This window comes from Bradyrhizobium sp. CCBAU 51753, from assembly GCF_015291565.1.
Taxonomy (GTDB): domain Bacteria; phylum Pseudomonadota; class Alphaproteobacteria; order Rhizobiales; family Xanthobacteraceae; genus Bradyrhizobium; species Bradyrhizobium ivorense.
Map to the genome: position 1 here is coordinate 7,903,001 of NZ_CP030037.1, position 19,685 is coordinate 7,922,685.

Annotated in this window: 20 protein-coding genes, 1 tRNA gene and 1 pseudogene; 12 read left to right on the top strand and 10 right to left on the bottom strand. The window is 61.8% G+C overall.

Annotated elements, in window-relative coordinates; translation table 11 throughout:
* Positions 1–114 precede the first annotated feature (114 nt).
* On the bottom strand, positions 115–1,704 hold the full coding sequence (locus XH93_RS36130; RefSeq protein WP_194471139.1) for a GMC family oxidoreductase: 1,590 nt from the start codon (positions 1,702–1,704) through the stop codon (positions 115–117).
* A gap of 656 nt (positions 1,705–2,360) precedes the next feature.
* Between XH93_RS36130 and XH93_RS36135 the strand changes: the two genes are divergently transcribed.
* The 10 genes and pseudogenes from XH93_RS36135 to XH93_RS42570 all read left to right on the top strand — a co-directional run.
* On the top strand, positions 2,361–3,398 hold the full coding sequence (locus tag XH93_RS36135) for a hypothetical protein (protein ID WP_210340424.1): 1,038 nt from the start codon (positions 2,361–2,363) through the stop codon (positions 3,396–3,398).
* 360 nt (positions 3,399–3,758) lie between these two features.
* A complete protein-coding gene (locus XH93_RS36140; protein ID WP_194471140.1) occupies positions 3,759–4,334 on the top strand; it encodes a cytochrome P460 family protein in 576 nt (191 codons plus the stop codon).
* A 165-nt stretch (positions 4,335–4,499) separates the two neighbouring features.
* A complete protein-coding gene (locus tag XH93_RS36145) occupies positions 4,500–5,045 on the top strand; it encodes a DUF1993 family protein (protein WP_194471141.1) in 546 nt (181 codons plus the stop codon).
* A gap of 224 nt (positions 5,046–5,269) precedes the next feature.
* On the top strand, positions 5,270–5,671 hold the full coding sequence (locus XH93_RS36150) for a hypothetical protein (protein WP_194471142.1): 402 nt from the start codon (positions 5,270–5,272) through the stop codon (positions 5,669–5,671).
* A gap of 81 nt (positions 5,672–5,752) precedes the next feature.
* A complete protein-coding gene (locus tag XH93_RS36155) occupies positions 5,753–6,160 on the top strand; it encodes a DUF4440 domain-containing protein (RefSeq protein WP_194471143.1) in 408 nt (135 codons plus the stop codon).
* A 183-nt stretch (positions 6,161–6,343) separates the two neighbouring features.
* Entirely contained in the window at positions 6,344–7,624 is a 1,281-nt protein-coding gene (locus XH93_RS36160) for an MFS transporter (protein WP_194471144.1), read from the top strand.
* 64 nt (positions 7,625–7,688) lie between these two features.
* Complete coding sequence (locus XH93_RS36165; RefSeq protein WP_194471145.1) at positions 7,689–8,108, top strand: cupin domain-containing protein; 420 nt, start codon at positions 7,689–7,691, stop codon at positions 8,106–8,108.
* A gap of 804 nt (positions 8,109–8,912) precedes the next feature.
* A complete protein-coding gene (locus tag XH93_RS36170; RefSeq protein WP_194475549.1) occupies positions 8,913–9,164 on the top strand; it encodes a hypothetical protein in 252 nt (83 codons plus the stop codon).
* Positions 9,165–9,206: 42 nt separating this feature from the next.
* Positions 9,207–10,034, top strand: a complete 828-nt coding sequence (locus tag XH93_RS36175; protein WP_246799384.1) for a hypothetical protein — start codon at positions 9,207–9,209, stop codon at positions 10,032–10,034.
* Positions 10,035–10,154: 120 nt separating this feature from the next.
* Positions 10,155–10,363 (top strand): annotated as a pseudogene (locus XH93_RS42570) (Arm DNA-binding domain-containing protein); the annotation flags it as partial.
* 34 nt (positions 10,364–10,397) lie between these two features.
* Here the strand turns inward: XH93_RS42570 and XH93_RS43190 are convergent.
* Entirely contained in the window at positions 10,398–10,649 is a 252-nt protein-coding gene (locus tag XH93_RS43190) for a helix-turn-helix domain-containing protein (protein ID WP_210340425.1), read from the bottom strand.
* Between the two features lie 253 nt (positions 10,650–10,902).
* On the opposite strand from XH93_RS43190, the gene XH93_RS36185 reads away from it, so the two are divergent.
* Both XH93_RS36185 and XH93_RS36190 read left to right on the top strand, forming a co-directional pair.
* Positions 10,903–11,000, top strand: a tRNA-Met gene (locus tag XH93_RS36185).
* Positions 11,001–11,365: 365 nt separating this feature from the next.
* Complete coding sequence (locus XH93_RS36190; protein ID WP_246799385.1) at positions 11,366–11,632, top strand: hypothetical protein; 267 nt, start codon at positions 11,366–11,368, stop codon at positions 11,630–11,632.
* Between the two features lie 176 nt (positions 11,633–11,808).
* On the opposite strand, the gene ccoS is transcribed toward XH93_RS36190, so the two are convergent.
* The 8 genes from ccoS to ccoN form a co-directional block, all read right to left on the bottom strand.
* Complete coding sequence (gene ccoS, locus XH93_RS36195) at positions 11,809–11,976, bottom strand: cbb3-type cytochrome oxidase assembly protein CcoS (RefSeq protein ID WP_139861678.1); 168 nt, start codon at positions 11,974–11,976, stop codon at positions 11,809–11,811.
* Complete coding sequence (locus tag XH93_RS36200) at positions 11,976–14,162, bottom strand: heavy metal translocating P-type ATPase (RefSeq protein WP_194475462.1); 2,187 nt, start codon at positions 14,160–14,162, stop codon at positions 11,976–11,978. The genes ccoS and XH93_RS36200 overlap by 1 nt, the downstream gene beginning before the upstream one ends.
* 11 nt (positions 14,163–14,173) lie before the next feature.
* Positions 14,174–14,674, bottom strand: a complete 501-nt coding sequence (locus tag XH93_RS36205; protein ID WP_139861680.1) for a FixH family protein — start codon at positions 14,672–14,674, stop codon at positions 14,174–14,176.
* A 14-nt stretch (positions 14,675–14,688) separates the two neighbouring features.
* Positions 14,689–16,146 (bottom strand): cytochrome c oxidase accessory protein CcoG, encoded by a 1,458-nt coding sequence (gene ccoG / locus XH93_RS36210; protein ID WP_194471148.1) that lies wholly within the window; start codon positions 16,144–16,146, stop codon positions 14,689–14,691.
* Positions 16,147–16,241: 95 nt separating this feature from the next.
* Positions 16,242–17,114: a cytochrome-c oxidase, cbb3-type subunit III gene (gene ccoP / locus XH93_RS36215; protein WP_194471149.1), complete on the bottom strand. Its 873-nt coding sequence runs from the start codon at positions 17,112–17,114 to the stop codon at positions 16,242–16,244.
* Positions 17,115–17,120: 6 nt separating this feature from the next.
* Entirely contained in the window at positions 17,121–17,285 is a 165-nt protein-coding gene (locus tag XH93_RS36220; protein ID WP_194471150.1) for a cbb3-type cytochrome c oxidase subunit 3, read from the bottom strand.
* Between the two features lie 10 nt (positions 17,286–17,295).
* Complete coding sequence (ccoO, locus tag XH93_RS36225; protein WP_139861684.1) at positions 17,296–18,030, bottom strand: cytochrome-c oxidase, cbb3-type subunit II; 735 nt, start codon at positions 18,028–18,030, stop codon at positions 17,296–17,298.
* An 8-nt stretch (positions 18,031–18,038) separates the two neighbouring features.
* Positions 18,039–19,661 (bottom strand): cytochrome-c oxidase, cbb3-type subunit I, encoded by a 1,623-nt coding sequence (gene ccoN, locus XH93_RS36230; RefSeq protein ID WP_371815135.1) that lies wholly within the window; start codon positions 19,659–19,661, stop codon positions 18,039–18,041.
* Positions 19,662–19,685: the final 24 nt, after the last annotated feature.

A 19,685-nucleotide genomic window follows, 5' to 3' on the forward strand; every position in this document is an offset into this window, starting at 1 on the left:
GCGCGAGCGCGAACAGCAGACCGATCGGTGCGCCGCGGCATCGTGCAAGGCGGCGAAACCAACCGCGACCGAGCCGGGGCGCTGGAGCCGGATACTTCGTTCTGTCAGTCGCACTCACTTCAGATCCTCGACCAGCATCGCCGCGGCGTGGCGCGCGAGCGCCTGGGTCGGGGCGTTGGTATTACCGCTGGTGATGTTCGGCATGATGGAAGCGTCGATCACCCGGAGGCCGTCGATCCCGCGGACCCTGAGCCTTGCATCGACCACCGCTCGCGCATCCTCGCCCATCCGGCACGTGCCGACCGGGTGAAACATCGTCGTCACGACGCGCTTCACCCAATCGCCGATCTCGGCGTCCGACTGGATGCGCGGGCCGGGCTCGATCTCTTCTGCGATCGCCGGCGCCAGCGAATCCTGCGTCATGACCTTGCGGATCGCGCGCACCGATTCCACCGCGGCCCTCACGTCTTCTTCCTCGCCCATGAAGTTTGGGTTGATGAGCGGCATCGATGTCGGGTCGCTGTCGGCCAGCCGCACCCAGCCGCGGCTCTTGGGCTGAAGCACCACGAGTTCGAAGGTTATGCCGGACCGGTCGCCCGTCGGGCTGATTCCATCGGCCGCGATGATAGGCACGTGATAGCATTGGATCGTAGGTTCGGCAGTGAAGTCGGACGGGTTCAAGTGGGAAACCGTCTCGATGCCGTTGCCAGACGCCGGGCCATCCTTGGTGGCGAAATAGCGCAGGCCCGCCTTCACGCTGCCGAGGCCCTGCGCGGCTGCCTGATAGCCGAGGTCGCCATTTACGTAGGCACGGACCGGCACGATCGCGTGGTCGTGGAGATTTTCGCCCACTTCCGGAGAATCGACGATCACCGCGATACCGTGCTGGCGCAGCTGCTCGGCCGGCCCGATGCCCGAGTGCATAAGGATCTTCGGGCTATGGACGGTGCCGGCCGACAGCGCAACCTCGCCGGCCATGATCGTCTTGAGGCGGTGGTCCATGAGCTCGACGCCGACAGCCCGCTTGTTCTCGACGAGGATGCGAGCGACCGTCTTGCCGGTGAGAAGAGTGATGCGGCCTGATGCGAGGTGCGAACGTAGATAAGCGTCGACCGCGCTGCACCTGCGCTGATTTCCGACCGTTGACTGCACCGGCGAGACGCCGATTTGGCTCTTGCCGTTATAGTCAGGGTTATAGGGAAGCCCATATTCCTGGAAGGCCTTGAGGCAATATTGGTTCAGCTCGTTGATGCCCTTGGGCAGCTGAACCGCCAGACCACCATCGATGCCGTGATATTCGTCGTGGAACGTGTCGTTGTCTTCCTGCGCCATGAAGACGGGAAGCAGATCCTCATACGACCATTTGCCGGTGTCGCCGACCGCGTCTTGCCACGCGGCGTAGTCGCGTCTTTGGCCACGGACGTAGCACATCGCATTGATCGAGGAGCCGCCGCCGAGCACCTTGCCCGAACGATAGGCTCGCTTGGTGCCGTGCTGGGGAACCGTCTCGTATTTCCAGACATGCCGGTCGTGGGCCAGTATTTTGGCGAAGCCGGCAGGAATGTGGATGAACGGATCGCGATCCATATCGCCCGCTTCGATCAGCGCGATCGAAGCATCGGTGTGTTCGGCGAGATAACTCGCAACGACGCAGCCGGCCGCGCCCGCACCAACAATGACAATGTCGTAGGCTTCTTGGGACATCAGCGTCTTTCTCTTCGCGCCATTTGAATCGTTCAATCGACACGCCTGACTGGCGAAGCGCCATCGCGGTGCCTGATCCTGAGTATGACTGAACCATGCGTTTCGAGAGTGACCTTGTAACGTCGGTGAGGGAAATCACGTCTCGCCATAGAATCTATAGACGATCGTTATTGCCGCTCGCCGCGCGACGTGATGCCGTAGCGAGGAATGCCACGAGCCGCATGCCACCCGGAGCTGACGTTTCTATTCTGCGGAGACTTCTAAGCCGCCCTCAGTCGCTGAATCGGCCATGAAAGCCGTCGCGGCTTGCACGACTGGTGCTGCGAAATTCATGCAGTGGGCTCCGAACGTTGTTCGTACATGGCGCATGAGAACGGCCAGAAGCGCGACGGGCACTAATGGGCACTCATGATCCGCATGAATACCTCAAACGCAATTTCACGACCTAGCCCCTCTTGAACGAATTGCGCGCCAACGCATTCGGAGATTACTCAGGAGATGGGCAGACCCTGCGGAAGCTTCGGCTGAAGCAACTATCGCCCATTGCCTTGACACAGATCGGAGCATTCACTAGCTCGGCCGCAAGGCAAGTCTTCAAACCTGTCTTGGAGGTCGTCTCTACTCCGGTTTCTTTGCTGTGGCTTTATGGGTCTATGATGACAGCATTCGTTCGCCTGCAGAACCGCCGAAGGTTTCTTGAAACGCACTTTGACTATTTGGCTCTGGCTCCCGCAGCAGCGGCGATTGGCTACCCATTTCTGCTCGATGCTTTTCATGCCGTCGTCGGCACGCAGACAGTAAGCCTGCCACCGCTCGCAATCGCCAACGCGACTTTCATCCTGATCGCCGCGTTCGTCGTGCCGTTTCTTGGGATCGTTCTGGCTTGTCGTCCGACGCCCAATCCCGGTTCAAGACGCCTCGCCTATGCCAGCGTGGTGTCGCCAACGCTCTATGTCTTTCTCGGCGTTGTCCAGGCCTTGATCAAAAGCCCCATTCCCGACGAGGTCGCTTGGTGCGCGATTTGGCTCGCAATCGCGATCTGGTCGCAGTCTGCCCGAGGTCCGGTCGCTGCAGCTGTGCCTGCAGTCGGAGACTGGCGCGTGGTCCACGGGGTAACGGCTGCGGTCCTGTTCCTATATGTGGTGTTTCATCTGACCAATCATCTGTTCGGCTTGATGGGGCCGGATGCGCATGCGACCGTTATGAAGTTCGGACGCGTGGTTTATCGCTCTGCCGTGGGTGAACCGGTGTTGGTGGCGGCCATGCTTTTCCAGGTCCGCACCGGCCTCTTTCTGGCATGGCGCTGGAGCGCCGCAGCGCATGACTTCCAGCGGACCTATCAGGTCGCTTCGGGAGCCTATCTATCAGTGTACATTCTCGGTCACATGAACTCGGTCTTCGTCTACGCGCGAAGCTTCCTCGGCATACCGACAGATTGGAATTTCGCGATTGGAGCCCCGACTGGGCTTATTCATGACGCATGGAATATCCGTCTGCTGCCTCACTACGCGCTCGGCGCCTTCTTCGTCCTGAGCCACCTTGCTTCGGGGCTGAGAGTGGTGCTGATCGCGCACGGTGTCGATCAACGTAGCGCCGATCACCTTTGGGGTGTCTGCGTCGCGATGAGCGCCATCGTCGCGGCCGCGATCGTCGCGGGGATGTGCGGCGTCAGGATCGGTGCATTGGCTTCGTGACTTGCGAACGTGATCATTGCGGTCGCATACGCCATTTCGCCCAAGGCGCGCGGAAATCTCCGACCTGGGTGGCCTGCCGACGCCCACGTGGTGATTGGCCTCTCCGATTCGCTATCATTTGACCTCAAGGCAGTGTTGCGCGGCGCCCTCCACGACGGCTGATCGAGGGCGGACGAGGCGCATGCGCACAGCGCTTTTGGGCAAGAATACCCCGCGCTTATCGAATGCATGACCAAACGGAATTTCTAATTTCGCTGGCTGCGTCCGATCCTGAGGTCCACTGGGTCGGCCGAACACGCGGCTGCCTCGACATTGATTGCCGAGCCGCCGTGCCGTGCGCGGGCAGCAAAGGAGCCCCCAATGAAATTATCGAGGACTGTCGGCCTGGCTGTCGCCGTCTCGCTGATCGCCGGCACCGTGGCGGCGATCGCTCAGATCAGCGGAGCGGCTCCGGCCGACCCGACAGCGAACGTGGTCGACGCCGCCGGGCACCTGCGCGTGCCGGCAGACTACCGAACCCTCTACCAAGCGCTCGGGAGTTGGGCGATTGCCGCCGACAGCGGCGAAGGCTCGAAGGAAATGCACACCGTCTACGCATCCCCGGGGGCGATCGACGCCTACCGGAAGACGGGACGCTTCCCGAACGGCGCCGTTCTGGTGAAAGAGGTCTTCGCGACCTCGACGAACGAGATGACGACCGGCACAGTAAGCCACGCCGACAAGCTCAAGGGTTGGTTCGTCATGGTCAAAGAGAGCAAGGAAACGCATTCCGACAATCCGTTGTGGGGCGACGGGTGGGGATGGTCGTGGTTCGACGCGGACAAGCCGCTTAAGACTACCTCTACCGACTACCACGCCGATTGCCAGGGGTGCCATGTGCCTGCCAAGGCCACCGACTGGATTTACGTGAGCGGATATCCCGTCCTGCGTCATTAGGGGCCGCATGCGTAGGCGCTCTCCCTCTTGCTGCGGTTTGTTGGAGGCACTGTCGAGTCCGGCAAGCTGGTGTGGCAAGCCGTGAGATAGGAAGAGTCATTGTGACCATTCGCTTCGGTTATCGACCTTTCGGGTCCCACCGACTTTCAGACTACATAAGAGCTCATGGAGTTCGGCGTGTCCTTCTCGGTCTATGACATCACAGTCCCTGTTATGGTGCATGGACTGAACGTAATGGACGACTATCTTGACCACGCCCAAGCGCTCGAACGGACCAAGGCGTTTGAGCCTGGGAGGATTCTTGGCGAGCGGCTCGCGCCCGACATGCTCACTTTCGGAGAACAGTTCTCCGTAAGCTGCAACAAGGTCGAGGCGCACGTGGCGAAGTTGATGCAGCACGATCCGCCGGCAGCCCGTAACACCCCGATGATGTATCCGGCGTTGAAAGGACGGCTCCTTGAGACTCGCGGTTTCCTGCAAAATGTGGAGCCCGACGAGATTTCCGGCGCGCAGTCCCACACATACGAGCTGACGCCGCCTATCGTGCGCGGGTGGTTCGGCGGCGAAGACTACATCCGGCACCTGGTGCTGCCCGACTTCTTCTTCCACATCTCGATTGCGCACGCGATCCTACGGCACCTTGGAGCGAAGATCGGGAAGCGTGACTACCTCGGCAACCTCACTCAGCAAAGCGGCAGTGACTACTCGTGAGAGGCGCGCTTCCATGGGGCGGCGAGTGGAATGGAAACCATAACGACCGGACATTTCCCATGGTTGACGTACCGGCATAGCTTTTCCGTGCATCTAACCGGGCTGACCTGTGACGGTTGTGCGGAGTGGTTGCCAGCATAGGGCGGCGTGATCGTCCTCTTGCCTGGATGCACTCTCCGGGGCGCACTGACCCGGTCGAGCAAGCAACAACGTAGGAGCCACCGATGTTGTTCCGCTTCATCACCAAGTCTATCCACGCCTACCTGATCGACTACCCCGTCGCGATCGTCCTGATCGCGGCACCGTTCGCGCTGAAGCTCGGGCAGAGTGGACCGGTCGCGGTGTGGCTTTCGGTTGCTGCCGGTGTCGCCGCGCTGCTCCTGGCTGCCCTGACCGATCATTCCACCGGGCTCATCCGCATCATTCCCTACTGGCTGCACCTTTGGGTCGATCGCGCCGTCGGGGTCGTGTTTGTCATCGGCCCATTTGCCTTCAAATTCTCCGGGCTCGACGCCTGGTACTACTGGGTCCTCGCTGCCGCGGTCCTGCTCACGACGTCAGTCTTTAACGCGCCTGAGCAGCTGGTCGCGATGCCTTTGGGGCTGGACAGGCGCATCGCGGGCTAAAGGCGGCGACGGCCGCGTCAACGGTCGTTCATCGCGTAACGCCGAGCAACGATCTCAACCAACACGAACAGGAGACTACTGATGTCCGAGAACTTTCCACTCCCAACTGAACCCGAAGGCGTTATCCCGTCTCTGCTCAAGCGATTCAACTCCGGAAAGATCGAGGCAATGATGGCCTTGTATGCCCTGGAGGCGGTGTTCGTCGCGAACGACGGGCGAACCATCACCGATCGCGCAGAGTTCACGGCCATACTCGAGCACGATATCAAGCTCGGCCTGCCGCTGAAGGCGAACGTGCGCCATGTGTTCGTCGGCGGCGACACCGCCCAGATTGTGCTGGACTGGTCAATTGACGGAACAGGTCCTGACGGGAAGATCGTGCACATGCACGGTACAGCGAGCGACATCATGCGGCGCGGCGCGGATGGATTCTGGCGGTACATCATCGACAATAATCAAGGCACGGCGATGCGACATCCCTCCTCCTGAGGGATTAGGTCGTGAGCAGCGCGTCCCTGATCCTGACCGACGGCGGCCTGGCGCTCTCCAAGCCCAAGGCCGCCCGCGCGCGGAGCAGCACCAAGGTGCTCGCCGCGTCGAGCCTCGGGAGCTGTCTCGTATTCGTCAGCGGCGCCGTCCTCACGGTCGCGCTCGCGGCGATTTGGCCAAGACATGCGCCTGTCGCCGCTCGATCTGCAGTGGGTGATGAATGCCGAGCTCCTGCCGCTCGCGGCCCTGACCTTGGTCGCCGGCGCTCTGGGTGACCGGTTCGGACAGAAGCGGATCTTCCTCGCGGGGATCGCTCTCTTTGGCGTGAGCACGACCGTGATTGGTTTTGCGCCGAGTTTCGCCGCGCTCATGGTCGGCCGGTTCCTGCAAGGCCTGGGCGAAGCCTTAATCCTGCCCAACGGCCTTTCCGTGCTCGGGCAGGCCTTTCCTGCCGACAAGAAAGCCCGTGCGGTCGGCATCTGGTCCGCCGCCGCGGCTGTCGCCAGCGGCGTCGCGCCCGCCGTCGCCGGCGCGATCCTTGATCACGGGTCCTGGCGGACGACCTTTCTGATGCTCCTGCCCGTAGTCGCCGGCGCGCTGGCCGTCGCGACCGCGTGGGTACCCAAGGACTCCCCGACCAGCCACGCCCGGATCGACGTCGGTGGCGCGGTCTTTTCGATAGTCGGGCTCGGCGGGCTGGGCGCGGGGCTGACCAGCCTGACCAACGGTTCCGGTCTGAACCTTTGGGTGCTCGTCACCCTGATCGTCGGTCTGGGCTGCTTAGCCTGCCTCATCGTGACCGAACGGCGATTGGGCGACAACGCCATGTTGCCCCGGTCCCTCTTCGCCTCGCGGTCGGTCGTCGGCGCGAACCTGTTCACCGCGCTCCTCTACGGAGCGTTCACGGTCATGCTAACCTTGATCCCGTTCGTGATGATCCGGGGGGCCCACCTGCCGACGCTGGTGGCGGGCCTGGCCTTCATTCCCCTGCAAGTGCTGATTACGGTCGTCTCTCCGCTCGCCGGGATGCTCTGCCGCGGGTTCGGCCGGCGTTTGCCATTGTTCGCCGGCGGCGCCGTCGTCGCCTTGGGATGCACCATGGCGCTCCGTGTCGGTCCGAACGCGACCTATTGGGCGGACATCTTCCCCAGCATCCTGTTGCTGGCACTGGGCATGAGCCTGGCGATCGCGCCGTTGACCACCCTCGTCCTCACCTCCGTCGAGCCCGATCGCGCCGGAACCGCGTCTGGTGTCAACAGTGCCGTCGCGCGCCGGGTCGCTCTTCGCCATCGTCCTGCTCGGCGGCGTCTTGCATCAGGGCGGTCCTCAGCTGTTCTATGGTTTCCATATGGCGATGATTGTCGCCGCGGTTGCCTGCGTTCTCGCCACGCTCGCGGGGTTCATTATCGAGCCGGGGCCCCACGTCTACTTCATCCCGCGAGACTAACCCTTCGGGGTCCGTAATCAGCAGGCTGCCCGGGGGAAACAATGAGAAACGAAGACCTACATAGGCAGAAGGAGAAAGCCCATGAATATCCGAACCATCTTCGCCGGCGCCTGCGCCGCCCTCGCCTTCTCGACAGCCGGCCCCACCTACGCCCATGATAGCGAAGCGCAAAACGTCACGAAGAATTTCGAAGCGGCCATTCCCAACATACCTGGCAAGCCGCTGGTAGCCGTGGAAGTCGATTACGCGCCCGGCTCGGCCTCCGCGCCCCACACTCACGCGAAGTCGGCTTACATCTACGCCTATGTGATTTCGGGAACGATCGAGTCGAAGGTGAATGACGGCGAGACGCGCATCTATCGAACGGGCGAGAGCTGGTCCGAACGGCCGGGCGCTACCCATTCGATCAGCCGGAACGCGAGCAAGACGGAGCCGGCAAAGCTACTCGCTGTCTTCGTTCTCGACACCAATGACGCACCTCTGACCACACCCATCAAATAAACCATCAAGAAACAGACCTCATCGACTTGGTGTCAGAAGGGCTGGCCCATCGGCCTCGAAGCGGCCGCAATTGGCGGCGCGACTGGGATTGCTGTCGGGCCGGTTGCACCCGCAGGCGCTGAAGAAAGCGTGGGCGGCGCTGTAGTGCCGTCGATCCTCGCATTCGGCGTCAACGACTCGCTGCTCGACATTCGGCACCTGGCGCCCCTGTTTGATCGGCCGTTCGGCGACAGGAAGGTCGTGAACGAGTGGTACGCACAGGTCATCCTCCACTCGGAGGCAATCAAGCCAGACCCAGCAACACTCCATCGCCCGCACTCGCGGTGCCTGGCTGGCTGGCGCCAGCAGCCCTCGGACCAGATCTTCCGAGCGTGGCAGCGCAACTGATCAAGCTCTGGTGTTGATGGCGTTCGGGCCGACATAGAACCCCCTGCAGATCGCTCAGCGGCTACACTGAATTGCAAGCCAAGCGGCACCCTTGGGATCGTCTGTCGACTCTACAGCGAGAGCGATGGAGACCTCCTCCGGCCTTCATCTGTGTCTTCCTGGCACTCCGCATCTCGCAAATATCAACCAGCTGGATTGCCAGCCGCTGAAAGCGATAATGCGCCAAGAAGGCAATGCGACGTTCCCATCAGTCGCAATGCCCCTGTGGGCAGGGCTCCTAAACCTTGGTGTGCTCTTGTCAGCCAAAGGTCCCGTGAGGATCGACCTCTGTGCAATGGCTTGGCCCATGTGTCGGAGGCTATGCTTAGGCGTAACGGCGGATGTGTTAGCGGTAAGAGAAATAGGAGAGGGTTATCGATGACAACGGTGGGTTCAACCACATTTTCCGGTTTTGCCCGTGGAACGGCTGAGTTTGCCTCCGACTTCGCCAGTGTCATTCACAACCTGATTATGGACGTGCGCGACAGCTACCGACCCGGGCTGCACTACATGCGTGGCCTCGGCCCGAAATGGCGCGCCAAGCATCAGTCCCGGCTAAGATTCGATTCTGGATCTGTACCGACAGACGCGGCAGCACCAGATGTCGCCGGTGTACGCAGGCCGTTGTGACGCGGCTCATTCAGCCCGATAGCCAGTCAGGGAAAGAGATTCATGCTCGCTCGCCGAGTGACCACCCCAGCTCGGATGTTGCTCAGCGTCGCCGCCTGTTGCATCGCATTGCTCGGCCTTGCAGCCATGCCGGGCCGCTCGGCGTATGCCGGCGCCGCCCTCGAAGAACGCCAATTGCCGATGAAGTTCAGCTGGGTCGCTTGCCAGCCGAATTGTCGAGGCTGGATCAGCGCAGTCGGCATCGTCACCGCCGAGACCCCAAGCGATTTCGATGCTTTCGCGCGCGATCATCAGCTCGACGGCGAAACCGTCGTGCTGGATTCCGGCGGCGGCTCGGTCAACGACGCGATCGCGCTCGGACAGCGGTTCCGAGCGCTCGAAATGTTCACGACCGTCGGGGTGAGCGTGCTTACCCCGAGCGCACGTGGCGAGAGCGCCCACGTGTCGCCGGAGGCCTACTGCGAATCAATGTGCGTTTTTCTGCTGCTGTCGGGCAAGTCGCGTTACGTGCCTGAACAAGCGCATGTCCGCGTGCATCAGATCTGGATGGGCGACCGCGCCGACAATGCTCGGGCCGCGAGCTACAGCGCATATGACCTCATGATCGTTGAGCGCGATATCGGACGCCTCGCCAAATACACCTTCGACATGGGCGGCGCGGGTGATCTGTTGTCACTGTCGCTAAACGTTCCGCCGTGGGAAGATTTACATGAACTCTCTCGGGAGGAATTGCGGGTGACTAATCTCATCACTACCGATAAAGTTGCTCAGCTGGGCAGCCCCAACGCAGCGGTGGTCGAGCTGGCGCCCAAATCGCTACAGGGTCTCCTCGTGAGCACTGCGGCGGCGGCTTCCGCCGGGCAAGAGTAGCGTGTAACTTCCAGAAATATCAAAAGGCATGGACCTTTCTTTCATCGGTTCGATTCCGGCCAGGGGCACCAACTAGGCTGTTCAAGCCGGTTCGATGGCGCGTGCGCCAATCCCAAGCAGATCAAGACCGACGTCGACTGCCGCGCCGCCCGACCGAAATTTTCGAGAACGGCGCGTGGAGCCCCGCCAAGATTTCCGACGTGACCGGTGGCGGTCTCCATCTCTTCGTCACGGCGGATGCGAGTAAGCCCGGCGGCGCTGCCTCGAAGCTCTGGCGGATGGCCTACCGCTTCCACGGCCGTCAGAAGAGCTACTCGATTGGCCCCTATCGGGCTGATTGAGGTTTGCTCACACCGAAATAGCTCAGTCCACAAGTTCGAGAAGCGACCGCACTATCACGAGACGCCGACGTCCAATTGTTGTCGTGACAAGCTGTCCGGATCCTATCAACTCATAAAGCTTTGTACGTCCCAAGCCTGTTACCAGGCAAGCTTCGTCCACCGTGCAACTGATTCGCTCGCGAAACGGGACCACTTTGCCGTCGTGATCATTCGCAGGTGAAGACGGACTTGCAGGCGACCTCCATCCGATTTCCTCCAGAGGGTCATTCCTCATAGTCTCTCCTTGTCACGAAAGCAGCCGCTTAGTTGAAGCGTCCAGAGACAGATCGGATGATACAAAGCGCAACAATGAAGACACTTCAACAGCTCTTGAAATTCGCGAACTGAGCTGACGCAATTTCAATCGTGTTACGCCATAAGGATATCAAGCTGTGGCAACTTTCGGCATGACTGGTGAAACCGTTCAATAAGGCGTGAGCAGTCAAGCGCCTTGAATTGGTTGCCTGTTTGCCCAAGCTCGGGAACGCGGGAGTGCAGCCTTCATGCGCGAGGCAATTACCGGATCGCGTCGGCTCGACCGCTCATAACGGTCTGGTTGCAGGTTCGAGTCCTGCCGGGCCCACCAAAAATATCAGTACCTTGCTTGGTCTTCGTTGTCCTCGGCGTGACCACCGCACCAGAAACCGCACCAGAAACCGCACCAGATACGTGCACTTTTCGTTCGCACGCAAGTTCGAAGGCGTCGGGCGAACTCGCGTGTTGGTGAGTGGATACGACACTGCATCCACGATTCTCGCCTTTCCAGCCAACGGAGAAGGGCTGACAGGTGGCAGGCGCTTCCATGCAGTCGGGCGCGCGGCTTCTTGCTACCTGAGTGAATGTCGCGGGCAACAAAAGAACGGCCACGGGGACGCTTCCCGTCGATTTCGTTGTGCTGTTCTTTGAACAACCCGGCCGCCAAAAGAAATAACAGAGCCTCCGGCTCTGGAGTTGCTCTACGTCAAACACTCCACGATCAAGCGCGTGATGATCGATCCACCGATTGGAGTGATTTGCGACATGCGTCGGATCTTCAACGCTTTGATTCGAAGGCTAGCCCGGTTCGGGTGGCACGACATCGCGTCGGCGCCGTCCGACTGCGTGATCGAGCTCGCGGTCGACGATCGACATCCGCTGGGCTTCCCCTGCATTCGGCATGCCGACGGATGGTTAGATGCCACCACGATGCGCCCCATCGCTGTGTCGGCGACACACTGACGCTACTGGCGGCCCGACGTGCTGCCGGTGTGGTGCTGCTGACGATGGCACCGCTGGTGCCATCAACCAACTACTGCGGTCACGGCAACGCTGGCAGACGGGCCGGACCAATCGTGCTGGCCCTTCGCCTGCACAGCGCTGCCCCTCGCATCCGCGGTTTCACTGGTGCATTTTCACTACTTGGACCGGCCCTGACCGCCGACGGGCTCGTCGTCGGCAATGGCACGCCAGGCGGCGCCATCGAGGTCATCGTATTGACCGCTCTTCAGTGACCAGAGAAACCCGAGCAAGCCGGCAAAGCCAAGTGCAAGAGCCAGCGGCACCAGGATAACCAGAACTTCCATCAGACCGCCTCCCTCGTACGTGCCCTCAGCGCGTTCAGCATCACGATCACCGACGATCCCGACATTGCCGCCGCTGCGATCAGCGGTGTGACCAGGCCAGCGATCGCGATCGGTACGGCCAGCAGGTTATAGACGACGGCAAGCCAAAGGTTTTGCCGCATCAGCCGCAGCGCCGTCCGGGACACCTTGACTGCTGCCAGTACCGGCGCAAGACGTTCGCCGAGAAAGACCGCATCGGCGACCGCCTGGCTCATATGCGTCGCCGTCACGGGCGACATCGAGGCGTGCGCGGCGGCCAGCGCCGGCGCATCGTTCAGGCCGTCGCCGACCATCAGCACCTTGTGGCCACGGCGCGCCAGATCTTCAATCCGAGCAATTTTGTCGACCGGCAAGACCTCGGCACGCCATTCGCGCACGCCCAGCATCTGGGCCGCGAGCCGGACCGCCGGCTCGCGATCCCCCGACACGATCTCAACGGCGACGCCTATGCGGGTCAACGCTGCTATCACCTCGGCCGCATCCGGCCGCAACCGTTGCCGAACTGAGAAGGCATATCTGTGCTCGCCTTGGCTGAATGCGACGACTGACGCCTCCGGATCGCGGCACAGGATCTCGTTCGCGAGGTCGTCAGCACCACAGAATGACGGGCGGCCCAGCCGGATCGGACGCCCGTCGTGAAAGCCGTGCACGCCCTGACCCGGTTCCTCCTGGATGTCCGGCAGCGGTGAAGCCGCCCCCGCCTTGCGCGCGACCGCGGCAGCGACCGGATGACGGCTCGAGAGTGCCAGCCGGCCTGCAAGCTTCACGACCTCATCCGGGATGTCCACGAGATTGGCGACGTCGAGGTCGGGCAATGTCAGAGTGCCCGTCTTGTCGAAGATCACCCGGTCGATCTCCGCGATACGTTCGATTGCATCGCCGGCGTTAAGCAGCACGCCCGAACCGAACAGCGCACCGGATGCCACGGTCTGCACGGCGGGAATGGCCAGGCCGAGCGCGCAGGGACAGGTGATGATCAAGACCGCAATCGCCGTCACGATCGAGTCGTGAAAACTCGCACCATAGGCTAGCCAACCCAGCATCGTAAGCAACGCGGTCGCGTGCACGACCGGGGCATAGAGCCTTGATGCACGCTCCGCCAGACGAAGATAGCGCGAGCGTGCCTGCAGCGCGTGATCCAGCAGCCGGGATATTTCATCCAGCAGCGTGCCACCGGAGGCCGCCGACGCGCGGACGCGCAAAGTGCCCGAGCGAATCAGCATGCCCGCGAATACGGTGCTTCCAGGCGTCGCCACCGCCGGCAAGGTTTCGCCTGTGATCAGGCTCTGATCGACCTCCGAGCGGCCTTCGACCACATTGCCGTCGACCGCACATCGCTCGCCGGGCCTCAGCAGCACGATGTCGCCAGGCCGAATCGCAGCCGCCGGGACCGTCTTGATCTCGGTCGGGCTGATGAACTTCGTCGCCGTCTCCGCCTTGAGGGCCGCGAGGTTGCCGGCGAAAGCGCGGGTGCGTCGCCGCATGTTCTGGTCGAGGTAACGGCCAGCGAGCAGGAACGCGATCAGCATGATCGCGGCATCGAAATAGGCGTGTTCGGCGTGGTTAAAGGTCTCGATCACTGAGGTCGCCAGTGCCAGCACGATCCCGATGCTGATCGGCACGTCCATGTTGACGCCACGTGCCCGCAGCGATGACAGCGCCGACGAGAAGAACGGCTGCGCCGAATAGGCCGCCGCCGGCAGCACGATCAGCGCCGACAGCCAGTGGAAGAAGTCGCGCTGTTCCGGCAGCATGTCGGAGACGTTGCCGGACCACACTGGAACCGACAGCATCATCACGTTCATCGCGGCAAAGGCAGCGACACCCAACCGGCGCAACAGGCCCTTCGCCCGCTGCGCCTCCAGCGTTTCGGCGTCGTCCCGCTCGAACGGATAGGCCTTGTAGCCGAGCTCGGCGAGTCGGCTCACGAACTGTGCCGGATCGAGGGCGCCGGCCTTCCACTCCAGCGCCAAACGACTGTCGGTCAGGTTCACGCGAGCCGAGGTGACGTCGGGAATGTTCGAGAGGGTGCGCTCGATCTTGGCCATGCAGCCTGCGCAGCTGATGCCCTCGACTGCGAGATCGAGATGGACGAGCCCCGTTCCCGTATTCTTCAAATAGTGCGAGAAATCGATATCCGCTTGCATGCGGGTTACCCTCAGTTCAGCAGAACGCGATTTCTGGACAGGAACATGCGGCGTCCCTCGGCATCGCCCTCGATCACGAGGTCCCACTGCCCCGCGGCAACGCACTCGGCGCGGCCACGATAGTGGCCACCACCGGCCTCACTGATTTCGATCGTCCGATCGGCGCGACGATCGATCGGTCGTTCGAGCCTTACGAGAAAATTCAATGCCGTCAGAGGCGCACCCGCATGATCGCGTGCCTCAAGTGCAAGTGCGGCGGTTCCATCAGGCCGCCGATCAATATGCGCCTGCACCTGCCAGTCGCGCTCGTTCTGCTGCCGCGCCGCCACGATCTCGCGCTGATAGGCGAGGCTGGCGCTGTAGGCACTGTCGACTTCGGTGCCCGGAAGGGTCGTGATGGCAAGACGCATCATGACCATGTTGACGCCGATGACGACGGCGAAGAACGCGATCGCCGTGACCAGAACGAACCGTCCGGTGATGGGTCGCACGGCGGAACTCGAGGCTGCCATGGTAGATTCCGTCGTTATGGAAGAACGAAATGGTCGGTCGCGGAGGCGGCCTCTCCGAGACCGATATCCGTGACGCGGAACGTGACCGGCACCGACTTTTGCGTTCTTTCATCGAAGGGCGCCGTCACCAGCACGCGAAGTTCGGTGGTGGTGTCGCGGCCAAGCACGATCATCGGCCGGTCCGGCGTCACAGACTCAGCACCGATGACATGAAGTTTGGCCTCGGCCGGTCCGTCGACATCGATCGCAATCACCCGATCAAAGCCGCGCTTGTTGAGGAAGCGCAGCGTGTATCCATTGCGGATCGCGCCCTCGCTGAGACGCACTGCAATCGGGTTGCGGTCGTGCAGCACGTTGATGTCGAGCAGAGTGCGAGACATCAACGCGTAGAGCATCACCGCGCAGACCGCGGCAATCAGGCCGGCATAGACGACGGTGCGGGCGCGAACCGGCTTGAAGACCTCTTCCTTGCCGGCGACGCGTCGCTGAACATTGATATCGTTGTCGTAGCCGATCAGGCCGGTCTTGCGGCTGACCTTGGTCATGACGGCGTCACATGCATCGATGCACAGACCGCACTGGATGCAGCCGAGTTGCGCGCCGTCGCGGATGTCGATCCCGGTCGGGCACACCGCGACGCACTGGTTGCAATCGATGCAATCGCCGGCCTTCTCGCCGAGCGAGCGAATGTCGAACGCCTTCTTCACCGAGCAACGCGGCTCGCCGCGATCGTATTTATAGGTGACGTTGAGCGCCCATTCGTCGGTCAGCGCGGCCTGGATCCGCGGCCACGGGCACATATAGACGCAGACCTGCTCGCGCATGTAGCCGGCCAGCAGATAGGTCGAAGCGGTCAGCATCGCGATCCAGACATAGGCGATCGCCGGTGCGTGAAACGTCGCCAGATCGCGCACCAGGGTCGGCGCGTCGGCGAAATAGAGCACCCATGCGCCGCCGGTCCACCAGGCGATCATCAGCCAAATTGCATGCTTCAGCACGCGGCGGCCAGCGCGCTTTACCGTCATCGGGCCGGCATCGGCCTTGATCTGGACGCGGCGGTCGCCTTCGACCAGGCGCTCGACCGCATAGAACAGATCGGTCCAGACCGTCTGCGGACAGAGATAGCCGCACCAGATCCGGCCGCCCAGCGCATTCATCAGGAACAGAGTGAGCGCCGCTAGCACCAGGAGGCCGGTGAAATAGTAGATCTCCTGCGGCCACAGCTCGATAAAGAAGAAATAGAAGCGCCGGTTGGGAAAATCGATCAGCACGGCCTGGTCGGGCGCCCCGAGGCCACGATTCCAGCGCACGAAAGGCAGCAAATAATACACGCCGAGGCAGACCGCCATCAGCCGCCATTTGATCGAACGGAACCGGCCGGAGACGCTCTGCGGGTATACCTTCTTGCGCGGCGCGTAGAGCGGCCCATCTTCGTCGGCTATGAGTTCGTCAGGCGACACAGGCTTGTTCATGGGTTGCTCGAATAAGGCTCTGCCTGAGCCTACATTCCTGCGCTGGGCGCGAACTTGACCTTGATCAACAATCGCAACTGAGACCGCCGTAGCGGCTACTTGCCGCCGCCCAACGAGTGCACATAGACCGCCAGCGCCTTGACCGTGACCGGGTCCAGCCGGCCGATCCACGCCGGCATGACGCCGGCACGGCCATTGGTAATGGTCTCGATCAGCGTCTCCTCGTCGGAGCCGTAGAGCCAGATCTGGTCGGTCAGGTTCGGCGCACCGAGTTCCGCATTGCCCTTTCCATTGTCGCCGTGGCAGCTGGTGCAATTCTCGGTGAATAGCTTCTTGCCTGCCGCGGCGTCGAATTTCGGCGCGGTGGAAAGGCCGGACAGCGAGCGCACATAGTTGGCGACCGTCACGATCTCATCTTTCTTGAGAACGCCGTCACGGCCGAACGCCAGCATCTGCCCTTCATGGGTCTTGGCGTGTCCGGAGCGCGCACCGAACTGGATAGTCTGCATGATCTGGTCGAGCGAGCCGCCCCAAAGCCAGTCGTCGTCGTTCAAGTTCGGATAACCCTTTGCACCCGCACCGCCGCTGCCGTGGCAGGGTGCGCAATTGTCCGCAAACACGGTCTTGCCGCGGGCACGCGCCAGCGCCAGCAGCGCCGGATCTTTCTCGATGTCGGCCAACGACGCATTGCCGAGCACCGCCATCTTCTCGCCGCGCAATTTTTCGAGATCGGCAAGGTCGGTCGCGACGCTCGCGCGGGTGGAATAGTGGAACAGGCCAGAGGTGTAGCCCGAAACCAGCGGCCAGGCCGGATAGACGACCCAGTAGCCAATCGCCCAGACGATCGTCGCATAGAATGTCAGGACCCACCACCGCGGCAGCGGCGTATTCAGTTCCTTGATGCCGTCCCACTCATGGCCGGTCGTGCTGCGGCCCGAAACGTGGTCGATCTCATTGTGCTCGCTCATGATCGGTTAGTCCTCCCGCAGCGGCATCCGGGCCGCGGCATCGAAGAGAGATTTGTTGCGGGGCCACAGCGCGTAGACGACGATGGCGACGAAGATTCCGACGAAGAGCGGGGTCCAGAGCGTGCCGACCAGGCTTGATGCAAAATTCTCGGCTTGAATGATCGCTTTCATGCCCGTGTCCTCAGCGCAGATTGGCTTTTTCGTTGTAGAGCTTGAAGTCGACGAGCGTGCCGAGCATCTGCAGATAGGCGATCAATGCGTCGAGCTCGGTCGGATTGCCGCCTTTGCCGTCGAAGTTGCGGACCAGGGCTTTAGGATAGCGCTTCTGAAGCGCATCGGAGCCGGGGTTGTCGGGATCGACCTGAGCCTTGAGATCGGCGGCCGCATTGGCGATCTGCTCCTCGGTATAGGGCACACCGACCGCGCGGTTCGTCCGCAGATGAGCCGCGACATCGGACGGATCGAGTTCCGTCTTCGCGAGCGCCGGATATCCCGGCATTACCGATTGCGGGACGATCGACCGCGGATTGATCAGGTGCGTGACGTGCCAATCGTCGGAATACTTGCCGCCGACGCGCGCCAGATCCGGCCCGGTGCGCTTGGAACCCCACTGGAACGGATGGTCGTACATGCTCTCGGCGGCGAGCGAATAGTGGCCGTAGCGTTCGACCTCGTCACGCAGCGGCCGGATCATCTGCGAGTGGCAGAGATAGCAGCCCTCGCGGACATAGATGTTGCGGCCGGCGAGTTCGAGCGGCGTATAGGGCCGCACGCCGTCGACCGCCTCGATCGTGCTCTTCAGGTAGAACAGCGGCGTGATCTCGACCAGCCCGCCGATGGCAATGACGACGAGAATGCCGGCGATCAGGATGATCGAGTTCTTCTCAAAGATCTTGTGTCGATTCCAGAAGGACATTGCGTGACCTATTCGGCGGGCTGGAGGGCAGCGGCACCTTCGGTTTCGCTGGCTCGGCCGGCATTGACCGTCATCCAGAGATTGAAGGCCATGATCAGGGCGCCGGCCAGGAACAGCGCGCCGCCGGCTGCACGGATGATGTAAAAGGGATGCATGGCCTCGACAGACTCGATGAACGAGTATTCGAGAAAGCCGAGCGAGGTGTAGGCACGCCACATCAGGCCCTGCAGGATTCCCGACACCCACATCGCGGAAATGTAGAGTACGATGCCGATGGTCGAGATCCAGAAATGCCAGTTGACCAGCTTCAGGCTGTAAAGCTGGCGATTCCACAGCCAGGGAATCAGGCAGTAGAGCGCGCCGAAGGAGACGAAGCCGACCCAGCCCAGTGCACCGGAATGCACATGGCCGATGGTCCAGTCGGTGTAGTGGCTCAGGGAATTGACCACCTTGATCGACATCATCGGGCCTTCGAAGGTCGACATGCCGTAGAAGGCGACCGACACCACCATCATGCGCAGCACGGGATCGGTGCGCAGCTTGTCCCAAGCTCCCGACAGCGTCATCAGGCCGTTGATCATGCCGCCCCAGGACGGCATCCAGAGCATGATTGAGAAGGTCATGCCGAGCGTCTGCGCCCAATCCGGCAGCGCCGTGTAGTGCAGATGATGCGGGCCGGCCCAGATGTAGAGGAAGATCAGCGCCCAGAAGTGGATGATCGACAACCGGTAGGAATAGACCGGACGCTCCGCCCTCTTCGGGATGAAGTAGTACATGATCGCCAGGAAGCCGGCAGTCAGGAAGAAGCCGACCGCGTTGTGGCCGTACCACCACTGGAACATCGCATCCTGCACGCCGCCCCAGGCGATGTAGGACTTCGAGCCCAGGAAGGAGACCGGCAGCGCGGGGTTGTTGCCGAGATGGAGCACTGCGATCGTGATGATGAACGCGAGATAGAACCAGTTGGCGACGAAGATGTGCGGTTCCTTGCGCTTCACCAGCGTCATCAGGAACACGAGCAGATACGTCACCCAGACGATCGTCAGCCAGAAGTCGGCATACCACTCCGGTTCGGCGTATTCCTTTGACTGGGTGACCCCCAACAGATAGCCGGTGCCGGCAATCAGAATGAAAAAGTTGTAACCGACCACGACGAACCAGGGCGCAAGGTCGCCTGCAAGGCGCGTGCGGCAGGTCTTCTGCACAACGTAGAACGAGGTTGCGATCAGAACGTTGCCGCCGAACGCGAAGATGACTGCAGACGTGTGCAGCGGTCGTAGACGACCGAATGTCGTCCAGGGCAGATCAAAGTTGAGTGCGGGCCACGCCAGCTGCATGGCGATAATCAGACCCACGGTGAAGCCCGCAATACCCCAGAACATCGCCATCGCCGAGGCGAACTTGATCGGGCCGAGATTGTAATTGGGGCGCCCACCGATCTCCGCCGGAGGCAGCTCGGCCGGACGGTCAAGATAGCGATTGCAGATCACGATCACGGAAATCAAGCTGGCGGCGCAAGCGAGCGCCGCGTAAAAACTGAACGCCGCATCGTGCCCCATCGCCATGCCGAGAAAGCTAACGAAGGCAAAAACAACGAAGCCCAACGCCAGGCCGGCTTCGCCCATCGTCATCGCCTTTGAAACGGAAGACGGACT

Bases quoted from the DNA above. Each gene is read 5' to 3' on its own strand.
- ccoO (WP_139861684.1), bottom strand. From the start codon at position 18,030: ATGTCCTTCTGGAATCGACACAAGATCTTTGAGAAGAACTCGATCATC.
- XH93_RS36170 (WP_194475549.1), top strand. From the start codon at position 8,913: ATGACAACGGTGGGTTCAACCACATTTTCCGGTTTTGCCCGTGGAACG.
- XH93_RS43190 (WP_210340425.1), bottom strand. From the start codon at position 10,649: ATGAGGAATGACCCTCTGGAGGAAATCGGATGGAGGTCGCCTGCAAGT.
- XH93_RS36140 (WP_194471140.1), top strand. From the start codon at position 3,759: ATGAAATTATCGAGGACTGTCGGCCTGGCTGTCGCCGTCTCGCTGATC.
- XH93_RS36165 (WP_194471145.1), top strand. From the start codon at position 7,689: ATGAATATCCGAACCATCTTCGCCGGCGCCTGCGCCGCCCTCGCCTTC.
- XH93_RS36135 (WP_210340424.1), top strand. From the start codon at position 2,361: ATGACAGCATTCGTTCGCCTGCAGAACCGCCGAAGGTTTCTTGAAACG.
- XH93_RS36205 (WP_139861680.1), bottom strand. From the start codon at position 14,674: ATGGCAGCCTCGAGTTCCGCCGTGCGACCCATCACCGGACGGTTCGTT.
- XH93_RS36160 (WP_194471144.1), top strand. From the start codon at position 6,344: ATGCGCCTGTCGCCGCTCGATCTGCAGTGGGTGATGAATGCCGAGCTC.
- ccoP (WP_194471149.1), bottom strand. From the start codon at position 17,114: ATGAGCGAGCACAATGAGATCGACCACGTTTCGGGCCGCAGCACGACC.
- XH93_RS36200 (WP_194475462.1), bottom strand. From the start codon at position 14,162: ATGCAAGCGGATATCGATTTCTCGCACTATTTGAAGAATACGGGAACG.
- XH93_RS36220 (WP_194471150.1), bottom strand. From the start codon at position 17,285: ATGAAAGCGATCATTCAAGCCGAGAATTTTGCATCAAGCCTGGTCGGC.
- ccoS (WP_139861678.1), bottom strand. From the start codon at position 11,976: ATGGAAGTTCTGGTTATCCTGGTGCCGCTGGCTCTTGCACTTGGCTTT.
- ccoG (WP_194471148.1), bottom strand. From the start codon at position 16,146: ATGAACAAGCCTGTGTCGCCTGACGAACTCATAGCCGACGAAGATGGG.
- XH93_RS36155 (WP_194471143.1), top strand. From the start codon at position 5,753: ATGTCCGAGAACTTTCCACTCCCAACTGAACCCGAAGGCGTTATCCCG.
- XH93_RS36150 (WP_194471142.1), top strand. From the start codon at position 5,270: ATGTTGTTCCGCTTCATCACCAAGTCTATCCACGCCTACCTGATCGAC.
- XH93_RS36130 (WP_194471139.1), bottom strand. From the start codon at position 1,704: ATGTCCCAAGAAGCCTACGACATTGTCATTGTTGGTGCGGGCGCGGCC.
- XH93_RS36145 (WP_194471141.1), top strand. From the start codon at position 4,500: ATGGAGTTCGGCGTGTCCTTCTCGGTCTATGACATCACAGTCCCTGTT.
- XH93_RS36175 (WP_246799384.1), top strand. From the start codon at position 9,207: ATGCTCGCTCGCCGAGTGACCACCCCAGCTCGGATGTTGCTCAGCGTC.
- ccoN (WP_371815135.1), bottom strand. From the start codon at position 19,661: ATGACGATGGGCGAAGCCGGCCTGGCGTTGGGCTTCGTTGTTTTTGCC.